This is a genomic window from Methylomonas koyamae (genome assembly GCF_019669905.1).
GTDB lineage: Bacteria > Pseudomonadota > Gammaproteobacteria > Methylococcales > Methylomonadaceae > Methylomonas > Methylomonas koyamae.
Genome location: NZ_AP019778.1, coordinates 40,050 through 64,156, shown reverse-complemented (window position 1 = coordinate 64,156; position 24,107 = coordinate 40,050). Strand labels below are relative to the sequence as shown.

Genomic DNA, 24,107 nt, shown 5'->3' with positions numbered 1-24,107 from the left:
GGTTTATCCCCTCACCCTAACCCTCTCCCTCAGGGAGAGAGGAAATAAGTGCTTGCCGCTTGACCTGCTCGAACATGAAATCCAGCGCTTTGTGGTCGGTGAATTTTTGCAGGATTTGTTGGCGGAACTCCTGCTCGCTCATTTTTTCCTTGGCGCAGACGAAGGCCCAGGGCAGGACGATAGCGTCTTTGACCAAGTCGGCGACGTCGAACACCAGCGCGCCGCGCCGGGTTTTGCCGTGCATCACTGCGAAGCCATGCGGGATGCCCAACACCCATAACGTGGTCGCGGCCAGGCCGTAAGCCAGGTAGTTGCCGTGGTTTAAAAAGCCGTTGGCCAGGTCGCTGGCGTCGTGGTCACGACTGAAGTCGTTGTGCTGAGTAGCCTTGGCGGCACAGCGGTAGAGTTGTTTGGTCAACAGGGCTTCGCGTTGTAGCAGGTCGCCGACCTTGCCGGCTTGCTCGATTTGCGTGGCGTAACCGTCCAGCGCGGCGGCTATGGCGCTGTCGTCGACGAAGATGTTTTCGGCTTGCAGGTCGCGGTCCTTGCTCCAGACCTTGCGGATATAGTCGATGCGAGCTTGCTGAAAGGTTTTGGCGACCGCCAAGCGTTGCGCGTCGTCGAACCAGAATTGCAGCCAGCCCTGCACGTATTCGGTGGGCCGGTATTCGCTTTGAGGCGTCAACCATTCGATTTCGCAGCCGCTAAACAAAGGTGTTCCTCCGCCGCCGCAAAAGCCGACCAACACGCCGGCGCTGGCCAGCATGCGTATCGCCGCCTGGGTGATGGAGGTGCCGGTGCCGAGCAGGATCACCGTGGTGTTGGCGATCGGGATGTTCCAATACAGGTTTTCGTCTTTGGCCTCGGTTAGATACAACACGCGGCCGTCTTTTTGCATGACCCGGCATTTTTCCAGGTAGTAGATGTTGGCGCGTTTGGAGTGGAGGATTGTTTTTAATTCTGTAAGTTGCTGCATACCAGGCTGTAGGCGCCAAAATGATCGGGATTTGGGATATTAATAAATTGCATTAGAGAGCCTTTGATTAATTCGACACTTCATTTTATAGTGCTAATTAAATCAAAGATTTGAATTTAGATTATGCAGAAAACTTGATTTAAACACAGATTCCTTAGCGTATTCAAAGTTCTTACAGCATGCCTACTAAAACACCAATAATTTATTCAAATTTAGTAACACCGTTAAGTATTATTCAGTTTTCAATTGTTTTGGCTATATTTTATTTAATCGAGTTTAGAATTAATTTGATGAATTGCAAAACGGGCATTTTTTCGCTAGTCGGCTGTCATCGCAGGCCAAATATTGCTGACTACATTTAGGACAGGTTTCAAAATAATTTGTCTCACATCGAAAGTCCCTTGTCAATGTCCACGCCTCATTGATCGATTTAGGATGTATATCGAGCTCATTATATTTTGGTACCAGCGTTTTAAAAATATCCCAGGAGTCGATCACAATCCGTACGTCCACAGAATTTTTTTGTTGTCCATTCAATTCTGAGTATATTCGCATGAATAAGGTTGCGTAGAGCTGGTTCCTGCGATTGGACAGGACATAGGCAGATGATGACAGCAACCCAGAGCTTGGTGATTTCAAATGCAATTCTTTGTAAAGTCTTCGCAGCAACAGTTTTGATAATTGTGTATGAATAAATACGATAGACGTCCGAAAACCTGCTCTAATCATTGTGAGAGCTAATTCATGTCTATTGAAAACCGTAATCGCCTTGTCGTTGTGGCTCATAAATAACTATCCATTACTATTTATAATATCTATTAGTGTTTTTGGATCAGGCTCTTTTGATTCCAATATTTTTCTAAATCCGTCACAGTTTATTCGAGGAGAGAACAACAAAAATCCTGATTTAGATAAAGTAATTACTTCTCCAATACTGATACTGCGTATTAGCCTTGCTGTTTCATTGTCTAATCCAAGTAAAATCTTCAATTTGTTAGATTGATCATCAGTCATGGACTCTCTAATGAACAATAAAAGCTTTAGGTTGAACGCCTCGATTTCCTCCGTCATTTTTAGTCTCCAAAATACTTCCTAAGCTTATTGGCAATTAACGATATTCTTCTTCCATAGGCATATGCGCGTGCCAGTCGATCGGGCTCGTTGCCATAACCTGCATGATAACGACCTAATCCGAGAGTTTTGTTATGCGGTTCCGAGCGAATGGCTTCAGCTAGTATGTCGGCGCCGACCCGAAGGTTAACTTCTGGATCGAATAGATTTCTAATATCGCTGACACGATAGCCGTTCCATTTAATATTTATCTGCATCAATCCGACATCAATCGATGTAATTCCTTTTTCGAGTTCACGTGCTAAGGTATTTAAAGCGTCCCCACGGTTTCGCGGAAAAATAGCCGTTCCCGCTGCGTTGATGGCCAATGGCCATGGTGTTATGGTGTTATTTGCACTGTATTTCGATGACTCCATTAATGATACGGCATACAATTCAAAGGGGTCTAGCCCTTTTTCTGCGGCAATTTTTCCCCAATTCGAGTTTATCAGTGCATTCGAGTAAGCATTAGCTGACAAAGAAACTAGGTACAAGATAAGTAACAATTTCCGCATATGTTTGGCTTACTTATTAAGAAATCACAAAAATATAAAAATGCAATAGCAAAAGTTTTCAATCTTCGGTGGCTAAGCTCGATTTGAGTTTTGTTAAGGTTGACTCAGACGCTAAATCACTAGCTGTTATATAAGAAACGGCGGACGAGTTTTGTAATCCGAGTTGTGAGATGACAACAGCCATGGTTGCTAGCGTCCGTACTCGTTCCGCCCGATCTCGGGAGTTTATTCTTTCGATATCGGCGTAAAGCTCTGGGTTGGCATTCGGATTGATTGTCACCAATACTTTCACCGTCACCCCCTCCCGAAATAGAAAAAGCCTAACGCGTTGGCAAGTGTTGGCTGCGATGGCGTAAAGATGGGGTTCAAGGGGAAAAATTCTTTAGTTGCGTTCTGATAAAGGGATGCGCCACCACCGGCCAGTAAGACGATATCAACAGAACCCTTCTCTCGGCGGAGAGATTGTTTCATGGCTTCTAATGCGATCATCGAGATCGATTGTGCAGCCGCGGCCAAATAATCCTGGAGAATGACCTCTTGGCCTAGCAAGAGCACATTGCTGCTTCCGGATCTTAAAGCATCCTCAATTTTTTCAGGGGTCAATTTGCCTCCATGGTCGTCGCAAATCAATTCACTTGTCTTGTCTAGCAACACTGACATAGCTTCTAAGCTGGTTCCGGACGACGCAGAAACAATTTCACCTTCGTTCAATAGCACCCAATCCACCGAAAAATAACCTGGGTCGATCACTAATACCCGGCCATCGCTTAAACGTCTGTCTTGCGTCGTAAATAGTTGTTCGACGAAGGCGCCGGTTGGCTGCGGAACGACGTGAACCTGTTCTACAGCGACTTGCCGTTTCGGGGTAATTTGGTGAACACCTTTGAGCTGATTGGCCAATGCTTGCCGCGCTGACCTGTCTTGCCATTGTGATACTGGGAGACCTGTAACCAAGACGTCGATAACAGAACGTTCGGATGATAGTAAGGCGGCATAAAACAGCGCTTTGTAAGAGGAGGTGTTTGTATAGTCCTGATGTAGAGCACGGTTCCAATTGCTCAGTTTGCTGACACTTATGCCAGCGCCCCACGCGACGCCGTCGAGCGTGACACGTAAAGTATCGCTCGCCCGATCGATTGCTTGGGGCAAGTGTTCAACGGGTGCAGCCCCGGCGGGAAATAATTTTGTGGTTGGTGGTGCAAGTTGATCACCGAATGCGAGCTTAACGTTCGAATAACCAATATCTAAACCGAGTACAAACATGAATATAGTCCTGATTACGTAATGGAAAGGTCTGGCGACTGATGATAGACGCGCGTCGATCTTACCAAGATCGATCAAAGGAACCCGCTGGCTAAATGCATCTGAAATGCACTTTGCCAACGGGTTTAGATTTTCAAATACGCTAGCATGGCAGTTTTCAACTCAGGCAAGGAAGGTGAGGCCATGGTCGAGACGGGATCCTGTAACTTGACCGGGACGGTTGCATACCATCATTATCAAACTCCGCCCGAAGTATGCGCGTGGATATTCAAGCAGCTTGACCAGTTGCGTGAACAGGCCAGTTTAATCATCGAACAATATACGGACAACTATTCTGGTTTGGTTAGAACAATTGTGGGCGTCGATCGTTATCCATTGGGTATTAAGCTAGAGCCAATGACAAACGATAGATTCGCTGTTACATGGGGTATCGGTAAGTGGGAACAAAACAAATTCGTTCAAACGAGAAAATTCAATCTACAAAGTAATCGATTTCGTATTTATTATATAGATGATTATTTGGTCGAAGCACCCATAGAGTTAAAGAGCTTGGCGAATGAGACGGAAAATAAAATCGAGCGCATCAGAAAGCTGCAGCATTATTTGCTAAAAATTATTGCTCATATTGTTAGATATGAGTCAACCTCTTCTTATGGTAATGATGATATAACCCAGTCGATCTTAAAAGAGAGGGGGCAAGGTTCTGAAAATATATGCATGCCATTGAATCAAAGTGACAGGCAATCATGTAATGAAGTTAATAAATGGATTATCAATCAGAGAGCAATTCTTCATAAAGAGGCAGAATATTACGTGACTTATTATTGGAGCAACAATCGAAAGAGCGTCGCCTTAGAATATCCGTCAATTTCGCTTGGACTTAGGATAAAAAACAATCGCAGCAACTCGATTAGCATAGAGTGGTTTGAGGCCAAATTTGTTGGGAAAAGGGTATTCGAAAAAAAACGGTTCAAAAAGCCGCGAAACATTAATACTTATACAATTTTAGAAAAAATAATTATGTCTGAGCCGGAATGGTTTGCACAACTTGTTCGGGACACAGAAGAAGAACTGGTTCGAATCAGGAAAATGATTTGCATTCTATCCGGCATAAAAGAAACATTATTGAATTACCAAAATATTGACTGCTCGTAAGCGATAGTTGATGGCGTATTTGTGTCGATGGATGCCGTCTTTGCCGAATGTTACTCCCACACCGGTCACCCTCGACTGTCTCCGAAAAGCCCCTACGCGCCTTATTTTTACAGGTACTGTACACAGATCCGCTGTGAAGGCCGGTGAATGTTTTCTTCTCGGATTTTTTGACATCTTCTGCTCCATTGCTTTGTCCTCACGGACGAACAAAAGTGTCAGAATTTTTTACAAAACTAAGATTGTAAACATGGTTCTTTTAAGAAGATATAAATGAAATCATATAAATAGATAATATGGTGCAGATTTTGCTGAAAGCTCCTAGGTGCCACAGCAGCCTAGGAGCTAGTTAGTTCTTGGAAAAAGATTGGCAACCGATGTGTCTATGCTACCCATTTTCCAAGCAGGGTTTAATCACGAAAAACTGTAACGCCAAGTCTGAAATAGTTTAATTTTACGACCTTATATCAATAACTAAACCAATGGATGGGATAAAGAGGAATGAAGCGTAGTTTAAAAATACAAATTTACGCAGTTTCGTTGATCTTTAATTTAGTTACAAAATTAGAGTAGTGTTTTTAGTTGCTTTTCCGGATTGCAGACCAATCGGTTGCTCTGTAATGACTTGCTTTGGTAATGGTTTTTCTCCAACGGACAAATATGCGTTATTCCGCCGCTAAAAGATATTCAGGTTCGATATGCAAAACAGCTCGGCAGAGAAACATCTGTGCTTTTCAAGCGATCATACTGTTTACTTTTTACGGATTGCCCTCGTTTTGTTTTGCTGAAATATATAATATAAGTTTCAGCGATGTAACGCCGCGCGCATTTTCGGTTGTTTGGGTTTCTAGTGAAGCGGTCGATTCGGCAAAGTTGCACGTTTATGCTGACAGCCAAGGGCAATATGAGATAACCAACAATTTGACGATTTCCACCGTAAGCCCTCTAGATGCTTTGCAACGTGGAATTGTAAAAATTGACGTAAAAGGTTTGTTAGCCGATACCGACTATTTTGTGGCTGGTGAAACCTTGAGTAAATCCGGTAATAGCAGTACATTTCCAGAGGCAGCTATCTATTCCCAAGTTCACACAACATTGGAAACTACCCGCATCGGTGATGATGGAAAGCCTATCGCCAACGACTTGATAAAGCAGACAGTGTTTGAGCCGGATGGAGTTTCTGCCGCACCTGGCGTTTTGGTATTTTTTTCTATACCAGGCAAGTCAAAATATCCTGTTTCGTCATTTGCCGTTCAGGAGCAAAGTTCTTCTACTGTTTTAGTTGATCTAAATAATCTCTATTCGAAATCCACGCTAAAAAGTCTCAATCTTGTTGGTGGGGAAAGTGTCGAAATCAGTCAACTCGATGGTTTATCTTGCGAGGCTAATACTCAAATTCCACTAAAGGTTCGAAGGTTGGCAAAGCAATTCGATAACCCGCCTCTGGCGAAAATTGAAGCACTGGAGTCGTGTTTCTCACCGGAAGGCAAGGGCAGCGACTTTAATTGCGATGGCAATATCGGGTTTGGAGATTTCAATTTGTTTATCGGAAAATTCGGCAGCAGCAAAACTAGCCAATCGCCGAACTGTAGTTTCAATATTGATTTCGATTTAAATAATGACAAGATTGTGGATTTCGGCGATTTCAATTTATTTTTATCGGTATTTGGCAAGGTAGAGAATTCCGCTGCTCAACCTTAGTAGATTGAGGACAAGGCAAAATACATGGCTGACTTAACTCGCAGTGAATACAAAAAACTGCTGGCTCTGATCATAACAACAGGTTTCTCCAGCCTGGTTGTAGCGGACACAGCCGCAGTCAAGTCAGAAATTCTGGTAACGCCCACCACAATAAAGCCGGACGCCAATCGAATAATACGTTTTGCGGTCGGGGTTAACAATGTACCTTCGCCCGGGCTATCCTCATTTGCCCTTGACGTGGCATTTTCTGGACCGATAAATCTTGTTCAAACGCTACAAAATCTTCCGTCATTACCACTTCCTGCCGACAAAATTACGTGCTCTGCGTCTTTGAATCCCGGAGCGCCCAGCGAGACTGTCGTCCCCAATGTGCTTACGCAGCTTCAATCCGGCTTGGGCGACTTTTTCCTCGGCGGCAAGGGCGCTGGGACCTTATTGGCGCTAAAAAATGAGTTTGGCGGTAGCAGTGCTCGATATGCCTTCGGTCTGGGAGGGGACTTGTCGACTATCTCGCCAAAGACTGGCGCTGGATCGCTCATAGAGTTTCGTTGCATGGCAGGCACGAACTTTCCCAATAATGGGCAAATCACGGTGACTCCTAAGTTAATTCCCGGTAACGCAGGCGCTCTTTTCCTGTTCGGGCAGGGGAGTCCGATTGATAGTAATCTCGTTGATGGAGTGATCCGTTTGGCGGACATAGGAAGCGCTCCCGTCGCCCACAATGATGAGCTTAACTCTCGCGTTGGCGAAACTTTGAACATAGACGTGGTGGCCAACGATACCGATACCGAAGACGGCATTCCTGCTGGGGAATTGTTGGTGAAGTCGTCTCCCGGCAACGGTAGCGTTAGCGTCATTAATCGTCAGATTCGCTATGTACCGAATACAACCTTCAAAGGCCGCGACAGTTTTACGTATGCGGTAAAAGATAGCCAAGGCCTCGAATCCAACACGGCTACGGTACAAGTCCACGTCGGTGCGATAAACAGCCCTCCGCGGGCCACTGACGATCAAGTCAGCACGCAAGAAGATTCGGCGGTGTCAGTGGCACTATTGGCTAACGATGAGGATCCTGATCAAGATGGGTTGGCTCTGGAGTCGATCGGTTCAGTCAGTAACGGTTCGCTCTCGGTCAATGGCGGGACTGTAACCTATACGCCAAAGCCGAATTATCACGGCGTTGACAGCTTCAGTTATACCGTAAACGATGGAAGAGGCGGCGTCAGTTCCGCTACGGTTCAGATCACTGTTGTCTCGGTGAACGATTTGCCTTTAGCCACGCCGGATCAAGCCAGTACCAGTGAGGATCAGCCTGTAACGGTTTCCGTGCTTGGTAACGACTCGGATGTCGACAATGACCTACTGGGCATTACGGCAGTAACTCAAGGCAGCCACGGTAGCGTAGAAATTTCCGGTGGCCAGTTGACTTATCGTCCAGACGGCGATTTCTTTGGTAACGATAGTTTCCAATATACCGTTTCGGATGGACACGGGGGAATGGCTCAAGCCAATGTTTCGGTAACGGTGACGCCGCTGAACGATGCCCCTGTCGCCGTGATCCGGGTACCTAAACACCAAGAAATCAATCAAGCGATCATCGTCGATGGAACGGAGTCGTTTGATGTCGATAAGGATGCCTTGAGTTTCCAGTGGACGTTGACACCACCGACTGGAAGTAAGGCCAAGCTGAATCTGCAGAACACGGTTTCACCATTACTGACGCCAGACCTACCGGGCGATTATCGGCTCAAGCTGGTCGTGACCGATGCCAACGGTACCAGCAACTCCGCTGAATCGTCATTTAACGCGGCAGACCCGTTGCAAGGCAATATCGCCCCTAATGCGCTTATCGCGTCATTGCCGAAACAGGTACCGGTTAACACCTTGCTCGACTTGGATGGATCGCCCAGCTTCGATCCGGATAGCTCACCCAATCCGCAACTGGGATTCGCGTGGAAAATCATAACAACCCCTTCGGGCAGCTCCTCCAAAATAAACTCCAATAATCAGGTTCAAAGTGGTTTGATTCCGGATGTGGAAGGCGAGTACACCTTGGAATTGTCGGTGTCTGACGGTGCCAAACAATCCACCTCGCAAGCAAAGTTCTACGCATCTTCCGCTAACGTCGCTCCCGTCGCCGATGCCGGAAATGACCAAGTCGTTTCCAAAGGTTCGCCGGTACTGGTTCGGGGACTGGATAGCTACGACGCTGACGATGCCGCAAATCGCTTGTCGTTTAATTGGTCATTGGTTAGAGCTCCGACAGGAAGCAATGTGGCTAATGTGCTCCAGGCTATTGCCCACAGTGGCGAGTTGAATCTTACCCCCGATTTGGCGGGCGACTACCTTTTCCGCCTGGATATTGCCGACCCCAACGGCAATGTTGACTTCGATCAAGTGCTACTGAATGTCAGATTGGCTGGCGATCTGGATTTCGACAACGATGTCGATACCAACGATTTAAACCTCTTCAAAAACTCGCCGACCGACATCAATAAGGACGGCGTGATCAACGTACTCGATTACCGCGCCGCAACGTTACTATGCACAAGGCCCAAGTGCGCAACACAGTGAGCCGGCAAGCAGCTTTCAATTTAATTTGATGACTCAGAAAAGACAGGAGATTACATGTCAAGACTTTCGATGATAACCGCCTCCGCAATAGCGCTGGCATTAACAGCTTTCAACGCCTCTGCCGCCAAACTGTCGGTAGACATGGTTCCCGGAGGCGACGTCGATCAGAATCTTGTCATCACGGATAATCCAACCTTTAGCGTGGACATCCTGATATCGGATATCAGCGATCTGGCCGGCTTTGAATTCAATCTTGATTTTGATGGTGGGCTTATTTCCGCGGATTCCATCACCAGCGGCAATCTTTTCGGCGCCGACACCTGGCCGATAACCAGCCAAATCAATGCGAATTCGATCAGTTTTTCCGAGACCACCTTTGCGGCTGGTTTGGATATTACTTCGCCTGCGATACTGGCAACCATCAATTTTAAGGCGATCGGTCCGGGTTCCAGCAATCTGACGTTGTCGTCTGTGGTTTTGTCGGACTCGCTCGCCGCGAGTATCGCCAGCTTTGATACCCAAAACGGCAATGTTTACCTTGCTCCAGTACCTTTGCCCCCAACATTCTTGCTCTTTGCAACCGGATGTGCCTGGATAGCGGGTAAATCGCGATTACGCACTAAATCGACACCGATCCAGAGCTGATCTTCGATTGGGCTGTGCCGTCCCGTAACATCCCCGATGCCGGCGGCACAGCGTCAGAATCAGGTAGCCACGCACGTTAGTACATTTGATTAACCACTAAGCCTTAAGACACAGTCTGGGGCTCATACGCATGCCGGTTTCTCCACCGAAGGAACACTCACATGGTAATGGGAAGAGTTCAGCTCACAGTTTGGATGTTTGTTGCTTTTTTGATGCTATCGATTCAGGCAACACTGGCGGCTGCCGGGAATCCACCTGCCCAGGAAATTCCGGCCCAAACCATTACCGCCAACACCACTTGGCCTAACATTGGTGTTCCTTATCACGTTGCCGGCAACATCACCGTTGCCTCCGGTGTGACTCTGACGGTTGCAGCCGGAACCGAGCTGGCTTTTGCGCCGAGTGCTGCGTTAACGGTCAACGGCAGTTTATTGGTGCAAGGCTCTGCCGAACAAAATGTCGAATTTCGACGCGATGATCCGGCCCAGGCTTGGGGTGGAATCGTCCTCAATGCCGGATCAAGCTCCAATGTTCGCCAAGCCCAGGTTCGCGGCGCAGCGACATGCATCTCCGTCAATGGCGGCACACAAGACATCGCCAACACTGTGATTAGCGAATGTACCGGGAATGGCGTTTATCTTTCGTCGGCAACCAATATCATTCTTGCCAATAGCCACATCGTTCAAAATCAAACTGGAATCTACGTCGCTAGCGGCTCTCCCCGCATCGAGAACAACCTGATTGTGGAGAACAGCAGTTACGGGATTTTTTCGAATGGTAACGCAGCACCGAAGATCCGCTACAACACCATCGACTTGAACGGCGACGACGGGGTGTATTTTTCCCAGCCGTCGGCGAGTTTGGTGTTCGAAAACAACATCGTGACGCGCAACAGGACCGGGCTTTATGCCTACGCCGGCAGCGACTTCACGCGCGGCTACAACAACGTCTGGGGCAACGGTACCGACCGGACCTATGGGCATAGTAGTTACACCTACATCGCGACCCCGAAAGCCAGCGAGATTTCCAGCGACCCGCAATACCAAAGCCCTTACCTGGGGGATTGGCGCTTGAATGCCGCTTCGCCGTCGAAAACCGCCTCGGCAACCGGCGGCGAGATCGGTGCCTACGGCAATGGCGGCAACGTCGCGGTTTACAATCCCGGCTACAGCACCACGCCGACTACCAGTGGCAGCCTAACGCAGAACGAGCGCTGGAGCGGCGACGTGGTGTTGACCGGCGACGTGACTGTGAATTGGCCGTGGCGGCTGGTGATCGAACCCGGCACCAGGATCAAAGTACCGGCCAACGCCAGCCTGACGGTGAACAGCCTGGCGAGTTTGGTGGGGAGCGCCGAGTCGCCGATCATCTTTGAAGCCGCCAGCGGCGGCGGCCAATGGAGCGGCTTGACGATCGGCAACAGCGCCGCGGCCAGCGTAGTGCGGTATGTGCAGATCACCGGCGCCAACACCTGTTTGAACCTGTCCGGTACCGCCCACGAGATCAACCACAACATCATCAACGGTTGCGGCACGGCGATCATGGTGAATTCGGGCGGCCCGAAGATCGAAAACAACCTGATTGTGGAGAACAGCAGTTACGGGATTTTTTCGAATGGTAACGCAGCACCGAAGATCCGCTACAACACCATTGATCTGAACGGCAGTGAAGGAGTGTACTTTTACAGTCCGTCGGCGAGTCTGGTGTTCGAAAACAACATTGTGACGCGCAACAGGACGGGGCTATATGCGTATGCCGGCAGCGACTTCACGCGCGGCTACAACAACGTCTGGGGCAACGGTACCGACCGGACCTATGGGCATAGTAGTTACACCTACATCGCGACCCCGAAAGCCAGCGAGATTTCCAGCGACCCGCAATACCAAAGCCCTTACCTGGGGGATTGGCGCTTGAATGCCGCTTCGCCGTCGAAAACCGCCTCGGCAACCGGCGGCGAGATCGGTGCCTACGGCAATGGCGGCAACGTCGCGGTTTACAATCCCGGCTACAGCACCACGCCGACTACCAGTGGCAGCCTAACGCAGAACGAGCGCTGGAGCGGCGACGTGGTGTTGACCGGCGACGTGACTGTGAATTGGCCGTGGCGGCTGGTGATCGAACCCGGCACCAGGATCAAAGTACCGGCCAACGCCAGCCTGACGGTGAACAGCCTGGCGAGTTTGGTGGGGAGCGCCGAGTCGCCGATCATCTTTGAAGCCGCCAGCGGCGGCGGCCAATGGAGCGGCTTGACGATCGGCAACAGCGCCGCGGCCAGCGTAGTGCGGTATGTGCAGATCACCGGCGCCAACACCTGTTTGAACCTGTCCGGTACCGCCCACGAGATCAACCACAACATCATCAACGGTTGCGGCACGGCGATCATGGTGAATTCGGGCGGCCCGAAGATCGAAAACAACCTGATTGTGGAGAACAGCAGTTACGGGATTTTTTCGAATGGTAACGCAGCACCGAAGATCCGCTACAACACCATTGATCTGAACGGCAGTGAAGGAGTGTACTTTTACAGTCCGTCGGCGAGTCTGGTGTTCGAAAACAACATTGTGACGCGCAACAGGACCGGGCTATATGCGTATGCCGGCAGCGACTTCACGCGCGGCTACAACAACGTCTGGGGCAATGGTACCGACCGGACCTATGGGCATAGTAGTTACACCTACATCGCGACCCCGAAAGCCAGCGAGATTTCCAGCGACCCGCAATACCAAAGCCCTTACCTGGGGGATTGGCGCTTGAATGCCGCTTCGCCGTCGAAAACCGCCTCGGCAACCGGCGGCGAGATCGGTGCCTACGGCAATGGCGGCAACGTCGCGGTTTACAATCCCGGCTACAGCACCACGCCGACTACCAGTGGCAGCCTAACGCAGAACGAGCGCTGGAGCGGCGACGTGGTGTTGACCGGCGACGTGACTGTGAATTGGCCGTGGCGGCTGGTGATCGAACCCGGCACCAGGATCAAAGTACCGGCCAACGCCAGCCTGACGGTGAACAGCCTGGCGAGTTTGGTGGGGAGCGCCGAGTCGCCGATCATCTTTGAAGCCGCCAGCGGCGGCGGCCAATGGAGCGGCTTGACGATCGGCAACAGCGCCGCGGCCAGCGTAGTGCGGTATGTGCAGATCACCGGCGCCAACACCTGTTTGAACCTGTCCGGTACCGCCCACGAGATCAACCACAACATCATCAACGGTTGCGGCACGGCGATCATGGTGAATTCGGGCGGCCCGAAGATCGAAAACAACCTGATTGTGGAGAACAGCAGTTACGGGATTTTTTCGAATGGTAACGCAGCACCGAAGATCCGCTACAACACCATTGATCTGAACGGCAGTGAAGGAGTGTACTTTTACAGTCCGTCGGCGAGTCTGGTGTTCGAAAACAACATTGTGACGCGCAACAGGACGGGGCTATATGCGTATGCCGGCAGCGACTTCACGCGCGGCTACAACAACGTCTGGGGCAACGGTACCGACCGGACCTATGGGCATAGTAGTTACACCTACATCGCGACCCCGAAAGCCAGCGAGATTTCCAGCGACCCGCAATACCTTGATCCGTACCTAGGCGACCGCCGCCTGACGGCGAGTTCACCATCGAAAACTGCCTCTGCGACCGGTGGCGAGATCGGCGCCTACGGTAATGGCGGCGACGCCCCGGTTTTTGACCCGGTCTACAGCACCACGCCGACTACCAGCGGCAGCCTGACACAAAACGAACGCTGGAGCGGCGAGGTGGTGTTGACCGGCAGCGTTACCGTGGCGCGGCCGTGGCGCTTGGACATCGAGCCCGGCACGGTCATCAAAATGCCACCCAATGCCAGTTTGATCGTCGATAGCGTCTCCAGCATCGTCGGCACAGCGCATCAACCGATTGTGTTCGAAGCATTATTTGCCGGTAGCCAGTGGAACGGAATCGTCCTAAGTGCGAGTGCCTCCGGCAGCGCGATCAAACACGCGCGAATGAGCGGTGCAAGCACGTGTATTTCCGTGTACGGCCCGGTGCACGAAATCAGCCGCAATCTGATTAGCGGCTGCGCTAACGGTGTAATGGTTTACGACGGTTCGCCACGCATCGAGAACAACCTGATTGTGGAGAACAGCGGTTACGGCATCTATTCGAACAGTTCTGCGGCACCGAGGATACGCTACAACACCATTGATCTGAACGGCAGTGAAGGAGTGTACTTTTACAGTCCGTCGGCGAGTCTGGTGTTCGAAAACAACATTGTGACGCGCAACAGGACGGGGCTATATGCGTATGCCGGCAGCGACTTCACGCGCGGCTACAACAACGTCTGGGGCAATGGTACCGACCGGACCTATGGGCACGGCAGTTACACCTACATAGTCACCCCGAAAACCACCGAACAATCGATTGACCCGCAATATTCCGATAACGACCGGCACCTTGCCGCAAATTCACCCTCCAAAGCCGCCAGCAGTGACGGCACCGAACTCGGCGCATACGGCGGCAGGATGATATTGCCGATGCCGTCGGTGACGCCGGTGGCTTCGCCCACCGCCGAAGCGGAAATTACCCTATCCGGGCTGAAATCGGCTGCAACCGGCATCGCTGTTAATGGTGTGGTCGTGGTGGCGCCCGATGCCCAGACCGCTTGGTCAGTGCCGGTTCCCCTGGTTTCTGGCATCAATTTAATGACCCTTTATGCGGTGGACGAGCAAGGCCACCGCAGTGATAGCGTGATGCTGAGAGTTGTTCGCGATACCTCGGCGCCGACCATCTCCGGCAGCACCCCGGCCAACGGTGCGCGAGTGACCGGTCCTTTGTCCGAAGTCCGCATCCGCCTGTCTGATAGTCAAGGTGCTATCGATTACACTCAGGCATTGGCTTCTGCCCGAGTGGCCGGCCAGGCCCAAGGCTTAATCGGCGGCCAATGGAGCCGTTCCGGCAACGAATTGATATTTACTGCCAATTCGCCCTTAGCCAAGGATGTCTATAGCGTCAGTACCTTGGTCAAGGACGGACTGGGCAATAGCGGCTTAGTGTCGACAATTTTTACAGTGATCGATGGCGCCGACTTGCCGCAATCGGCGCCGGTGATTTCGAATATCCGCTTCAACAATCAACCGTTAACCAGCGGAGCGTCCTTGGGCAAGCCCGGAACCCTGGCTATCAACGCAGACGACAACAACGGGATCGGCCGGGTCGAATTCAGCGTCGACGGCCAGTTGTTTGCGACGGACAGCATCGGCTCCAATAGTTTCTCGGCGTTTTGGGACATCGCCAGCTTCAGCGACGGCGCCCATGTCTTGCAAATCGACGCCTACGATACCTTGGGTAACAAAGCCACAACCACCGTCAATCTCACTATCGCATTGAGTGCGCCTGCCGCACCCACAATCGCGGCCCCGACCAATGGTTTGTTGACCAACCAGTTGCAGACCACGGTTAGCGGCGTTGCCGAAAAAGGCAGCCAGATCGTGCTGTTCGGTAATGGTGTGCAAATTGCCGGGCCGCTGGCACTGGATAGCAATAACCGCTTTCTAGGTTCGATAGCGTTGCAACTCGGTAGCAATTCGCTGCAGGCGGCCGCTGAAAACCGAGGCGGGCGCAGTGCTTTGAGCAATGCAGTGTTAGTGACTGTGGATGCGTCGATACCGCCCACACCGGCCGGTCTGACCGCTGTCAGTCGCGAATCGGGCGTGATCCGGCTGAACTGGAACGCAGTCCAGGCCAACGGCGTGGCTGGGTACGCTTTGTACCGTTCCGCAAGCCCCTTCGAATCGATTGCACAAGCCACACGAGTCAATAATCAGCTATTGACGGCGACCAGCTTCGACGATTTTCCCGGCATCGACGGCCAGTATTATTACCGTTTGGTTGTGGTGAACAATGCCGGCACCGCAAGTGCGGTATCGAATCAGGCGAATGCTTCAGCCGATGCCACTCCGCCGCGTGCGACCGCGATCAGCTATACCCCGTCAGGAGCCTTCGATGCCAATTCTGGGCGCATGGGGCTCGGTCGGGTTGCCGTGGATGTCGATGTCAGCGAGACACTGTCGGAAAAACCGTTCCTGACCTTGACCCCGGACGGTGGTGCGCCGGTTGCCGTGGAACTGGCCAAATTAAGCGATACCCGTTACCACGGCGTCTTCGATATCAGCGATGAGACTTTGACCGGTACCGCCTATGCCGTGTTTTCCGCCCGCGACCGTTACGGTAATCGCGGAACCGAAATCGATGCCGGTGCGACGATCCAGATCGATACCGACGGTCCCAAAGTGGTCCGCTTGAATGTGTTGCCGGGCGATCCGATTAAAAACGATCCGCAACCGGCAGCTTTGCAAGTCGAATTGGAACTGGATGCCGAATTGGCCCACAACGCAACGCCCGAGTTGGCCTACCAGCTTTCGGGACCGGCCAGGACTGAACAAAAGGCTGCCCTGACTCGGCAATCGGCCAAGGTCTGGACCGCCAGTTTCACATTGCCCGCCGATGCCGGCTTGGCCGAAATCGAAACCTTAACCCTCTCACTTCAGGCCGAAGACGATCTCGGCAACCCCAGTCAGCCGATTGTCGGCGGCAATCGCTTTCAGGTCTACCAAGGTCAATTGCAACCTTTGGATCCGCCGTCCGGATTATCCGGCCAAGGTTTGGCGGGTGGCCGGGTAAAATTGCAGTGGCTACCGGTGAACGGCGCGGTCGATTACCAACTATTTCGGGCTGCGCCCGGCGAAAACGAACTGACGCCGTATCGGCGTACCGGTTCGATGACTGAATGGACCGACCAGACCAGTGTCGATGGCGCTCACCGTTACGCCATTGCATCGGTGCGCAGCGCCAATGCCCAGGAAGCGGTCAGCGGTTACGGCGAGATCGTAGAGGTCAACGCGGATGCCACGCCGCCGACACCGCCAACCGGGCTGGCGTTGGTCTTGACCGGCTCGGGTATCCGCGCCGATTGGCAGGCGCCCGCGAACGAACAGGGTTTGAGTTACCGCTATTACCGTAGCGCCGCTGCGATTCAGTCGGTGGCGAATTTGACGGCCATCCACAGCGATATAAGCAAATTGTATGCTTTGGATCAATCGCCGTCGCCCGCAGACCACTATTACAGCGTTACCGCAGTCGACGCCGCGGGTAACGAATCGTTGCCGGCCGCGACGCAATATCTGAACTTCACCTTGTTGCCGGTCAGCGAGTTAGTGGTCGCGCAGACCGATCAAAGCCTGCCTGAATTGAACTGGCAAACCAGCGGAGGCGATAACGGCTTTAACGTTTACCTGCGCGACAACGGATTGTGGTTGAAGTTGAATCAAAATCCGTTGAATGCGCCGACGTATACCGATACCGGTTATGCGGAAACCCAGCGGCACTATGCAGTAGCCCAAGTCGATGCCAATGGCGCGGAAGGTCCGCGCCGCGAAGTTTTGTTGCCTAAAGTGAGCGTGACGGCGCCAACAGGCGGTCTGGCGCGAGCTCTGATGAATCGCCTGGATTACACCGTCACCAATGGCAGCGACCGGCCGTTGTCCGTTTTGCGCGTCAATGCCCAAATCGGCGCTTACCATTACAGTTCCGAAGGCCTGACATTGGCGGCCGGCGAGTCGCGCGTTATTCCGGTCATTTTCGCCGGCCATGCCGATCTGGCCGATACCGCCGATTTGACCAGTACCGTCGAAGTGGCGGCCGAAACCGGGGAAATTTCGCGGATTATCCGTAACTCCAAAATATCGGTAGGCGAAGGCGCACTGGTCGCAAACTTGCTGAGTGCGGATTTTGTCCGTGGTGCCAATGGCCAAGTTCGCTTCAGTTTGTTCAACAGCAGCTCCGCCGAAATCGAAATTGTCACGGCATTGGGCCGCGGCGGTGCCGATTCCGACGAAATTCGCTTCCAGTTACGCGACCAGGACGGCAATGTCCTGGCCACTCGCGCATTCCGCCAGTCGTTGGATGCAAAAGCCGTCACCTTGCCGGATGGTAGAACCGTAATCCGTATCCCGCCCGGCGAGACCTTCGTTTCCGAACCCGTCACCATTTCAGTTCCGCTGGCGGCGCCGGACAACGTCTACCTTTATGGCGAAATAGACCACTTTTACTACCATCTGGGCCGGAGCGGCCAAGCCGCGATCGCGGGTAACAAGACGCAGCGTCCGCTGAAATTGGTGGATGTTGCCTACCGTGGCGAGATTAGTTCGATCAGCCCGGCGCACTCGTTCGGCAATGAAGATGTCGTGATCAGCGGCCGTGCGATGGACAATGGCAGCAACCAGGCTTTGGCTTGGGCGCCGCTGAAGTTGGTCATCAGCGTCAACGGATTCGAGCGGGTGGTTGATGTGGTGAGCGACCGTCTTGGTCAGTTTAGTTACCGCTTCAAACCGCTGCCGGGAGAATCCGGCCGCTACCAAGTGGCAGCGATTCATCCGGATTTGCAGGACCGTCCGCTCCAGAGCGAATTCAACATTGGCCGGGTTTTAACCGACTTGTCGCAAATCAAACTGACCAGTCCGCGCAATGTCGATCAAACTATCCCGTTGCGACTGAGCGCAGGCAGCGGGGCGGCGGCGACCGGGGTCAGAGTGGCGTTCGAAGCGGCCGACCAACCGCTCGGCGCACTGCCGACCGGTATTCAATTGAGCCTGCCGCCGGCGGTCGACCTGGCGCCCGGAGACACCGTACCGGTAACGGTTAATTTCCGCGCGGATGGCACGGCTCCAGCCAGCGGCGTAGTGGTGTTGTCGATCAAGAGTTACGAAGCCGGCAGCCAAACATTGGCCAAGGTCCGCGTCGATTACACGCTCAGCGAAGCCAAGCCGGTATTGGCGTTTAGCCCCGGTTATCTGGAAACCGGCGTGGCGCGTGGCGCCTCGGCGACGGAAACCCTGACGCTGGACAATCGAGGTCTGGCCGATTTACACGACTTGCGCTTGGATTTAATGACGCCAAGCGGCAATCCGGCACCGTCCTGGGTGTCCCTGGTGTCGCCGGCTCGCATCGATACTTTGGCCGTTGGTCAGACGACAGCGGTTACCTTGGCTTTCTCGCCCAATCAAGCGGTAGCCGAAGGCTTGCAGGAGTTCCGTCTGCGCTTGTCCAGCGCCGATACCGATCCGGTCGACGTCAATGTCTATGCCGCAGTCACCCAGTCCGGTATCGGCCAGGTCAAATTCCATCTATCGAATATCTATACCGCAACGCTGGATCGTAACGGCGTTGCGATTCCCGGCCTGGCGGGCGCGCAGATTCGCCTGCAAAACGAGGCGGTTACCTCGATCGACCGCACCCAGACCAGCGATCAAGCCGGCGAATCCTTGTTTACCGACTTGCCGGCGGGCCGTTACAAATTTAAAGCCACGGCCGCCAACCACCAGGAAGTCATCGGCCGTTTGACCGTCAAACCCGGTCTGACTCAGGTTCAGGAAGTGTTTCTGGATTACGATTTGGTCAGCGTGGAATGGAGCGTCACCGAGGTGCCGCTGCAGGACCGGTACGAGATCACGCTGAATGCCACCTACGAAACCGACGTGCCGGCGCCGGTAGTGGTGATGGAGCCGGGGGCGATCAACCTGCCGAAAATGAAAGCCGGCGAGGTGTATTACGGCGAATTTACCTTGACCAACCACGGCCTGATCCGCGCCGAAGATTTGCAATTCAATTTGCCGACGGACGATGCCTTCAGAATCGAGTTGCTGGGCGGGTTGCCTACCAGTCTGGAAGCCAAGGAAACCGTAACGGTTCCATATCGGATCGTAGCTCTGAAAACGCTGGATCAGGGTCAGGACGGCGGTTCCGGCGCCGGATGTCAGATGAAGGCTCTGCCGATTGGCGTGACCTACACCTATCACTGCGTCAACGGCACTTGGCGCCGTGATGCAATCCAAAACTATGCGTATTACCCCTACGGCCAATGCAGCGCACCCCCGGTTTACGGCGGTGTTGGCGGCGGCGGTGGAGGATTCGGCGGTGGCGGCGGCTACGGTGGTGGAGGTGGTTTTGGCGGCAGTGCCGGCGGTAGCGGCACGGTTGGCTCCGCTTCGCCGGGTGGATCAGGGACTCCACCGGCATCCAGACCGCCGGAAAATCCGTTGGCGCCGGATCAGTGTTTGCCAGCAGGATCTCCACAAGAGCCGAAAAAGCCTTGCGACAAGGATCAGCTGGTAGAACCCAAAACCGGTAGCTCGGTACATGCTGTATTGCGCGAATACCAGGATGAGGTCGAAGATCTGCGCGTCAAGGTTCGCGGTGGTTTCACCGTCGTCGAGCGACGCTATTTCGATCATACCTGGCACTGGGAGCATCAACGCACGCGCTTGCAACTCACCCGCGATGCCTATACCGGTTTGATCGTCTCGATTAATCGCGGCGGCGTGGTTTATAGTCCGACTGCGTTCGGTTCGGATGCCGCTTTTCGTAATCACGAATTCCGCATTGTCCGCGACCAGCAAAATTTTGTGTGGGAAGACGCAGAGGGCAACTGGGAACGCTATGACGCCGATGGCAAAACATTGGCTGCCGGCAATAAAGCCAAACTGCTCAGGCAAATGCGTTACTACGACGCCACTGCGACCTTGCTACGCCGTGAGGTTATGCTCGACGCTGATGGAAATCCGGTATTTGAATTCGCATTCGATCAGAACAATCATTTGATCTCTGCCAAGGATGCCGCCGGTCGTACCGTCACCTATCAATACAGCGGCGATCTGCTGACGGCGGTGACCGATCCTGCCGGTGGCATCATGGAATACCGGTATGACGAGATGCAAAGGTTGGTCGCCAAAACCGATGCGGTTGGCAAAACTATTGATATTAGTTATCGCCGCAACGGCGATGTTGCATCGGTCACCGATCAGGACGGTCGTGCCCATTACTTCGAGTTCGGATACGACAAAGCGGCAAAAGAGCGCTACGCTCAAATCAAGACTGCCGCCGGCAAAGTCACCGAAGTTTGGTATAACGACGACGGTGATGTATTACGCGCGGCTGTCAACGGGCGTATGATTAAAACGGTAACCACCGATGGCCGAACCGAAATCACCACCGATGAAAAAGGTAATAGCACCCGGGTAACGCGCGACGACTGGGACAAAATTACTCGCATCGTTTATCCCGATGGCAGCGAAGCCAAGTTCGAATACGAAAACGTCTATCATCAGGTTAAACGTCAAATTGATCGCCGTGGCATCGTCACCGAATTTGCATACGATGCCAACGGAAATCTGCAGCGTCGTGTCGATGCGGCAGGTACCGTTGACGAACGTATGCAGGCATATGCCTACGATGCTGAGCAACAGCTGGCGGAAGTCAAACTGCTGTCCGATGCGAATACAGCTGAAGCCAAGCTGAACTTTAGTTACGACGCTCGTGGCAACATAGTGAGTGTGATCGACGCTGAAGGCCATAAAACGCAGTTTTTGAGTTACGACGTGACCGGCCAGCCTGTAAAAGTGAAGGACCCCGAAGGTAAAGTCTGGATTTTCGGATACGATGCCAACGGTCGATTGACATCTAGCACCGATCCGGAAGGAAATGTCTCGAAAGTCGAATACGACGCTGCCGGCAACCGGATTGCAGTGGTGGACGCGGAAAATAACCGTTACCAGTTTACCTACAACCAGCGGCATCAATTGGTTCGGGCAACGGATCCCCACGGCTTTTTCAAGACGATAGGGTATAACAGCGACGGTTTGCCGGTCGAAGTGACCGATGAAGCGGGACGCAAAGTCGCAAACCAATACGACGGCGAGCAGCGTTTGCTGGCGACTAAAGTTGGTAGCGAAGTCGAATCTTACGAAACGCGCTATCGCTACGACGAAACCAACGCTTCTTTCGCTCGATCCGATAGGCCGGTACAAATCGACTACCCGACATACAGCACCCGCCTGTATTACGACCGCCTGCAACGTGTGGTGCGTAACACCGATCAATTGGATGCCGATACTCAACAAAGCGTCAGCCGCGAATACGACGCCAGCGGTAACGTAACTGCGGAAACCGATCAAGAAGGCCGCACCACCTACCATGAATACGATGCGTTAAACCGCTTGCGGCAAACCACCGATCCGGCCGGCGGCGTAACCCGGTTTGCCTACAACGATTTGGGCAAGCTGATTGCGTTGACCGATCCTAACGGCGGCGTGACCCGCTTCGAGTATGACCGTAACGGTAGAGTCACCGCCGAAATCCGGCCGATGGGCGAAACCACGCACTACCAATACGATGCAGCCGGTAACCGCATCGCGCTGCTGGATGCCAAAGGCCAGGCGATTCGTTATCAATACAGTCCCGCCAACCGCTTGCTGAGCGAGAAGCACTTTGCCGACAGCCAGAGTCAGACGCCGGTCAAAACCATCCATTACAGCTACGACAAGCTCGGTCGACTCACCGGTTACGACGACGGCACCACCTCGGCCACCTACAGCTACGATGCCTTGGGGCGCTTGACCGCCACCGCCACCGATTACGGCAGCTTTACGTTGACCACGGCCTACAGCTACTACGCCAACGGCCAGAAGGAAAGTTTCACCGGTCCGGACGGCGTCACCTATCGCTATCTGTACGACGAAGCCAACCGTTTGATCGCGCTGGAACTGCCGGACGGCAAACGCGTGACCTACAACGGTTACACCTGGAACAGCCCGAACCGCATGACATTGCCGGGTGGCGTCACTACCGATTACAGCTACGACGCCTTGCAGCGGGTGAACCAAATTCACAGCAAGGATCCGCTGCAAAATACCTTAATGAATTACCGGTACCAGCGTTCGGCCGGCGGCAATATTACCGGCAAACTGACCGAGCACGGCGACTATGCCTATCAATACGATGTCTTGGATCGTTTGTCCGGCGTGGACAACCCGACCCTGACCGACGAAGCCTATACCTACGATGCATTGGGTAACCGTAAAACCGCGGCCAACACCGTCGGTGAATGGCAGTACGATGCCAACAACCGCTTGTTGTCTTATCCGGGCAATAACTTTGCCTACGATGCCAACGGCAATCTGCAAACCAAAACCGCGTTGGGTAGCCAGCGCGTCTATCGGCATGATATTGCCAACCGTCTGACTCGTGTCGAACGGACCGATGGCTCGGCGGTAGCCGAGTATTACTACGATCCGTTTGGGCGGCGTTTGTGGAAGGATGTGGCTGGCGTCAGAACTTATTTTGCCTATGCCGAGGAAGGTCTGGTTGGGGAGTTTAATGGGCAGGGTGGACTGATTAAGTCTTATGGCTATCAGCCGGATTCGTTGTGGACTACCGGTCCCCTATTCCAACGGGTGAATGGCCAGTATTACTGGTATCAGCACGACCATTTGATGACGCCGCAGAAATTGGTCGACAGTAATGGTTTGGTGGTATGGAGCGCCCGGCAGGAAGCGTTCGGCAATATGCATGTTTCGCTGGCTGCGGTGGGGAATAATTTAAGGTTTCCGGGGCAGTATTATGATCAGGAGACGGGGCTGCACAATAATTTCCAGAGAATGTATAACCCGACTTTAGGGCGATATATTGAGAATGATCCTATAGGGCACTTGGGGGGCTTAAATTTGTATGGTTATTCAGACCATTCTCCTATTGATATCATAGACCATTTAGGAATGGCTCCTAGAAAGTATAGAGACCCAATGTTGGATATTGCTGATAGAGTTGCTGGGATTCCACCATTGCCGAATGAAAACGACTCAAGTCCTGAAGCAGGGGATAATTGTAATTGCTCTGGAAATAATTCAAGTCCAATCAAGGATGGATTAGGTCTTGGACTTGATTTATGGGATCCTTTGAAGGATGGGAAGTGGCGACATATCAATGGTAAATACTACAGTCCAAAATATTATGGGAATCAATATATGTCACCAAATTCAGTGAAGGCTGGAAAACGATTGGCACATGGTTTAGGCGCGCTTAATAAATTTGGTGATGCTATGGATGTTTTGGGATTATTTGACAATCTTGATAAGTTTTATAGGTGTCGAACTAGCGATAGTTTAAATGATTTATTAGGTAGTTCACTTGATGTTGGAGGCATTTTCAATCCATATATTGCTGCCGGCTGGGGCGGTTTAAAGCTAGGGCAAGAAATAGGGGAAGTTACGGGTTGGGATTATGCCCTAGGTGCAGCTTACGTTTGGGCTGCCACTGGGTTTGATCAGGGTGCTGCTGAACAGATCATTGCGGATGGAATGAATCAGTAACCC

The 24,107-nt window shown here is 52.4% G+C and carries 10 protein-coding genes; 5 read left to right on the top strand and 5 right to left on the bottom strand.

Annotated elements, in window-relative coordinates; genetic code table 11:
• Window positions 1-16: 16 nt before the first annotated feature.
• The 5 genes from cas1f to MKFW12EY_RS22070 all read right to left on the bottom strand — a co-directional run bounded on the left by cas1f (window position 17) and on the right by MKFW12EY_RS22070 (window position 3,864).
• Window positions 17-976 carry a type I-F CRISPR-associated endonuclease Cas1f gene (cas1f, locus tag MKFW12EY_RS22090; RefSeq protein WP_054759608.1) on the bottom strand — a complete coding sequence of 320 codons (960 nt, stop codon included), beginning with the start codon at window positions 974-976 and terminating at the stop codon, window positions 17-19.
• Window positions 977-1,258: 282 nt separating this feature from the next.
• Complete coding sequence (locus MKFW12EY_RS23360) at window positions 1,259-1,762, bottom strand: FlhC family transcriptional regulator (RefSeq protein WP_082409681.1); 504 nt, start codon at window positions 1,760-1,762, stop codon at window positions 1,259-1,261.
• Window positions 1,763-1,768: 6 nt separating this feature from the next.
• Window positions 1,769-2,047, bottom strand: a complete 279-nt coding sequence (locus tag MKFW12EY_RS22080; protein ID WP_082409682.1) for a flagellar transcriptional regulator FlhD — start codon at window positions 2,045-2,047, stop codon at window positions 1,769-1,771.
• Window positions 2,048-2,049: 2 nt separating this feature from the next.
• Entirely contained in the window at window positions 2,050-2,601 is a 552-nt protein-coding gene (locus MKFW12EY_RS22075; protein ID WP_221054687.1) for a transglycosylase SLT domain-containing protein, read from the bottom strand.
• A 294-nt stretch (window positions 2,602-2,895) separates the two neighbouring features.
• The gene (locus MKFW12EY_RS22070; protein ID WP_054759623.1) at window positions 2,896-3,864 is read right to left on the bottom strand and encodes a ParM/StbA family protein; all 969 of its coding nucleotides are present in this window, start codon (window positions 3,862-3,864) and stop codon (window positions 2,896-2,898) included.
• Window positions 3,865-4,011: 147 nt separating this feature from the next.
• Here MKFW12EY_RS22070 and mobI point away from each other — a divergent pair, with 147 nt between their 5' ends.
• From mobI to MKFW12EY_RS22045, 5 genes are all read left to right on the top strand, one after another.
• On the top strand, window positions 4,012-5,019 hold the full coding sequence (mobI, locus tag MKFW12EY_RS22065; RefSeq protein WP_054759612.1) for a conjugative transfer protein MobI(A/C): 1,008 nt from the start codon (window positions 4,012-4,014) through the stop codon (window positions 5,017-5,019).
• A 657-nt stretch (window positions 5,020-5,676) separates the two neighbouring features.
• A complete protein-coding gene (locus MKFW12EY_RS22060; protein WP_157199219.1) occupies window positions 5,677-6,717 on the top strand; it encodes a hypothetical protein in 1,041 nt (346 codons plus the stop codon).
• A 24-nt stretch (window positions 6,718-6,741) separates the two neighbouring features.
• Complete coding sequence (locus MKFW12EY_RS22055) at window positions 6,742-9,291, top strand: Ig-like domain-containing protein (RefSeq protein ID WP_082409683.1); 2,550 nt, start codon at window positions 6,742-6,744, stop codon at window positions 9,289-9,291.
• A 54-nt stretch (window positions 9,292-9,345) separates the two neighbouring features.
• The gene (locus tag MKFW12EY_RS22050; RefSeq protein WP_221054686.1) at window positions 9,346-9,936 is read left to right on the top strand and encodes a cohesin domain-containing protein; all 591 of its coding nucleotides are present in this window, start codon (window positions 9,346-9,348) and stop codon (window positions 9,934-9,936) included.
• Window positions 9,937-10,130: 194 nt separating this feature from the next.
• Window positions 10,131-24,104, top strand: coding sequence for a right-handed parallel beta-helix repeat-containing protein (locus MKFW12EY_RS22045; protein ID WP_221054685.1), 13,974 nt, complete (start codon window positions 10,131-10,133; stop codon window positions 24,102-24,104).
• Window positions 24,105-24,107 lie beyond the last annotated feature (3 nt).

What these genes read in the sequence shown, in the direction of transcription:
- MKFW12EY_RS22055 (WP_082409683.1), top strand. Translation starts at nt 6,742, where the DNA reads ATGGCTGACTTAACTCGCAGTGAATACAAAAAACTGCTGGCTCTGATC.
- MKFW12EY_RS23360 (WP_082409681.1), bottom strand. Translation starts at nt 1,762, where the DNA reads ATGAGCCACAACGACAAGGCGATTACGGTTTTCAATAGACATGAATTA.
- MKFW12EY_RS22050 (WP_221054686.1), top strand. Translation starts at nt 9,346, where the DNA reads ATGTCAAGACTTTCGATGATAACCGCCTCCGCAATAGCGCTGGCATTA.
- MKFW12EY_RS22045 (WP_221054685.1), top strand. Translation starts at nt 10,131, where the DNA reads ATGTTTGTTGCTTTTTTGATGCTATCGATTCAGGCAACACTGGCGGCT.
- MKFW12EY_RS22070 (WP_054759623.1), bottom strand. Translation starts at nt 3,864, where the DNA reads ATGTTTGTACTCGGTTTAGATATTGGTTATTCGAACGTTAAGCTCGCA.
- MKFW12EY_RS22075 (WP_221054687.1), bottom strand. Translation starts at nt 2,601, where the DNA reads ATGCGGAAATTGTTACTTATCTTGTACCTAGTTTCTTTGTCAGCTAAT.
- cas1f (WP_054759608.1), bottom strand. Translation starts at nt 976, where the DNA reads ATGCAGCAACTTACAGAATTAAAAACAATCCTCCACTCCAAACGCGCC.
- mobI (WP_054759612.1), top strand. Translation starts at nt 4,012, where the DNA reads ATGGCAGTTTTCAACTCAGGCAAGGAAGGTGAGGCCATGGTCGAGACG.
- MKFW12EY_RS22060 (WP_157199219.1), top strand. Translation starts at nt 5,677, where the DNA reads ATGCGTTATTCCGCCGCTAAAAGATATTCAGGTTCGATATGCAAAACA.
- MKFW12EY_RS22080 (WP_082409682.1), bottom strand. Translation starts at nt 2,047, where the DNA reads ATGACGGAGGAAATCGAGGCGTTCAACCTAAAGCTTTTATTGTTCATT.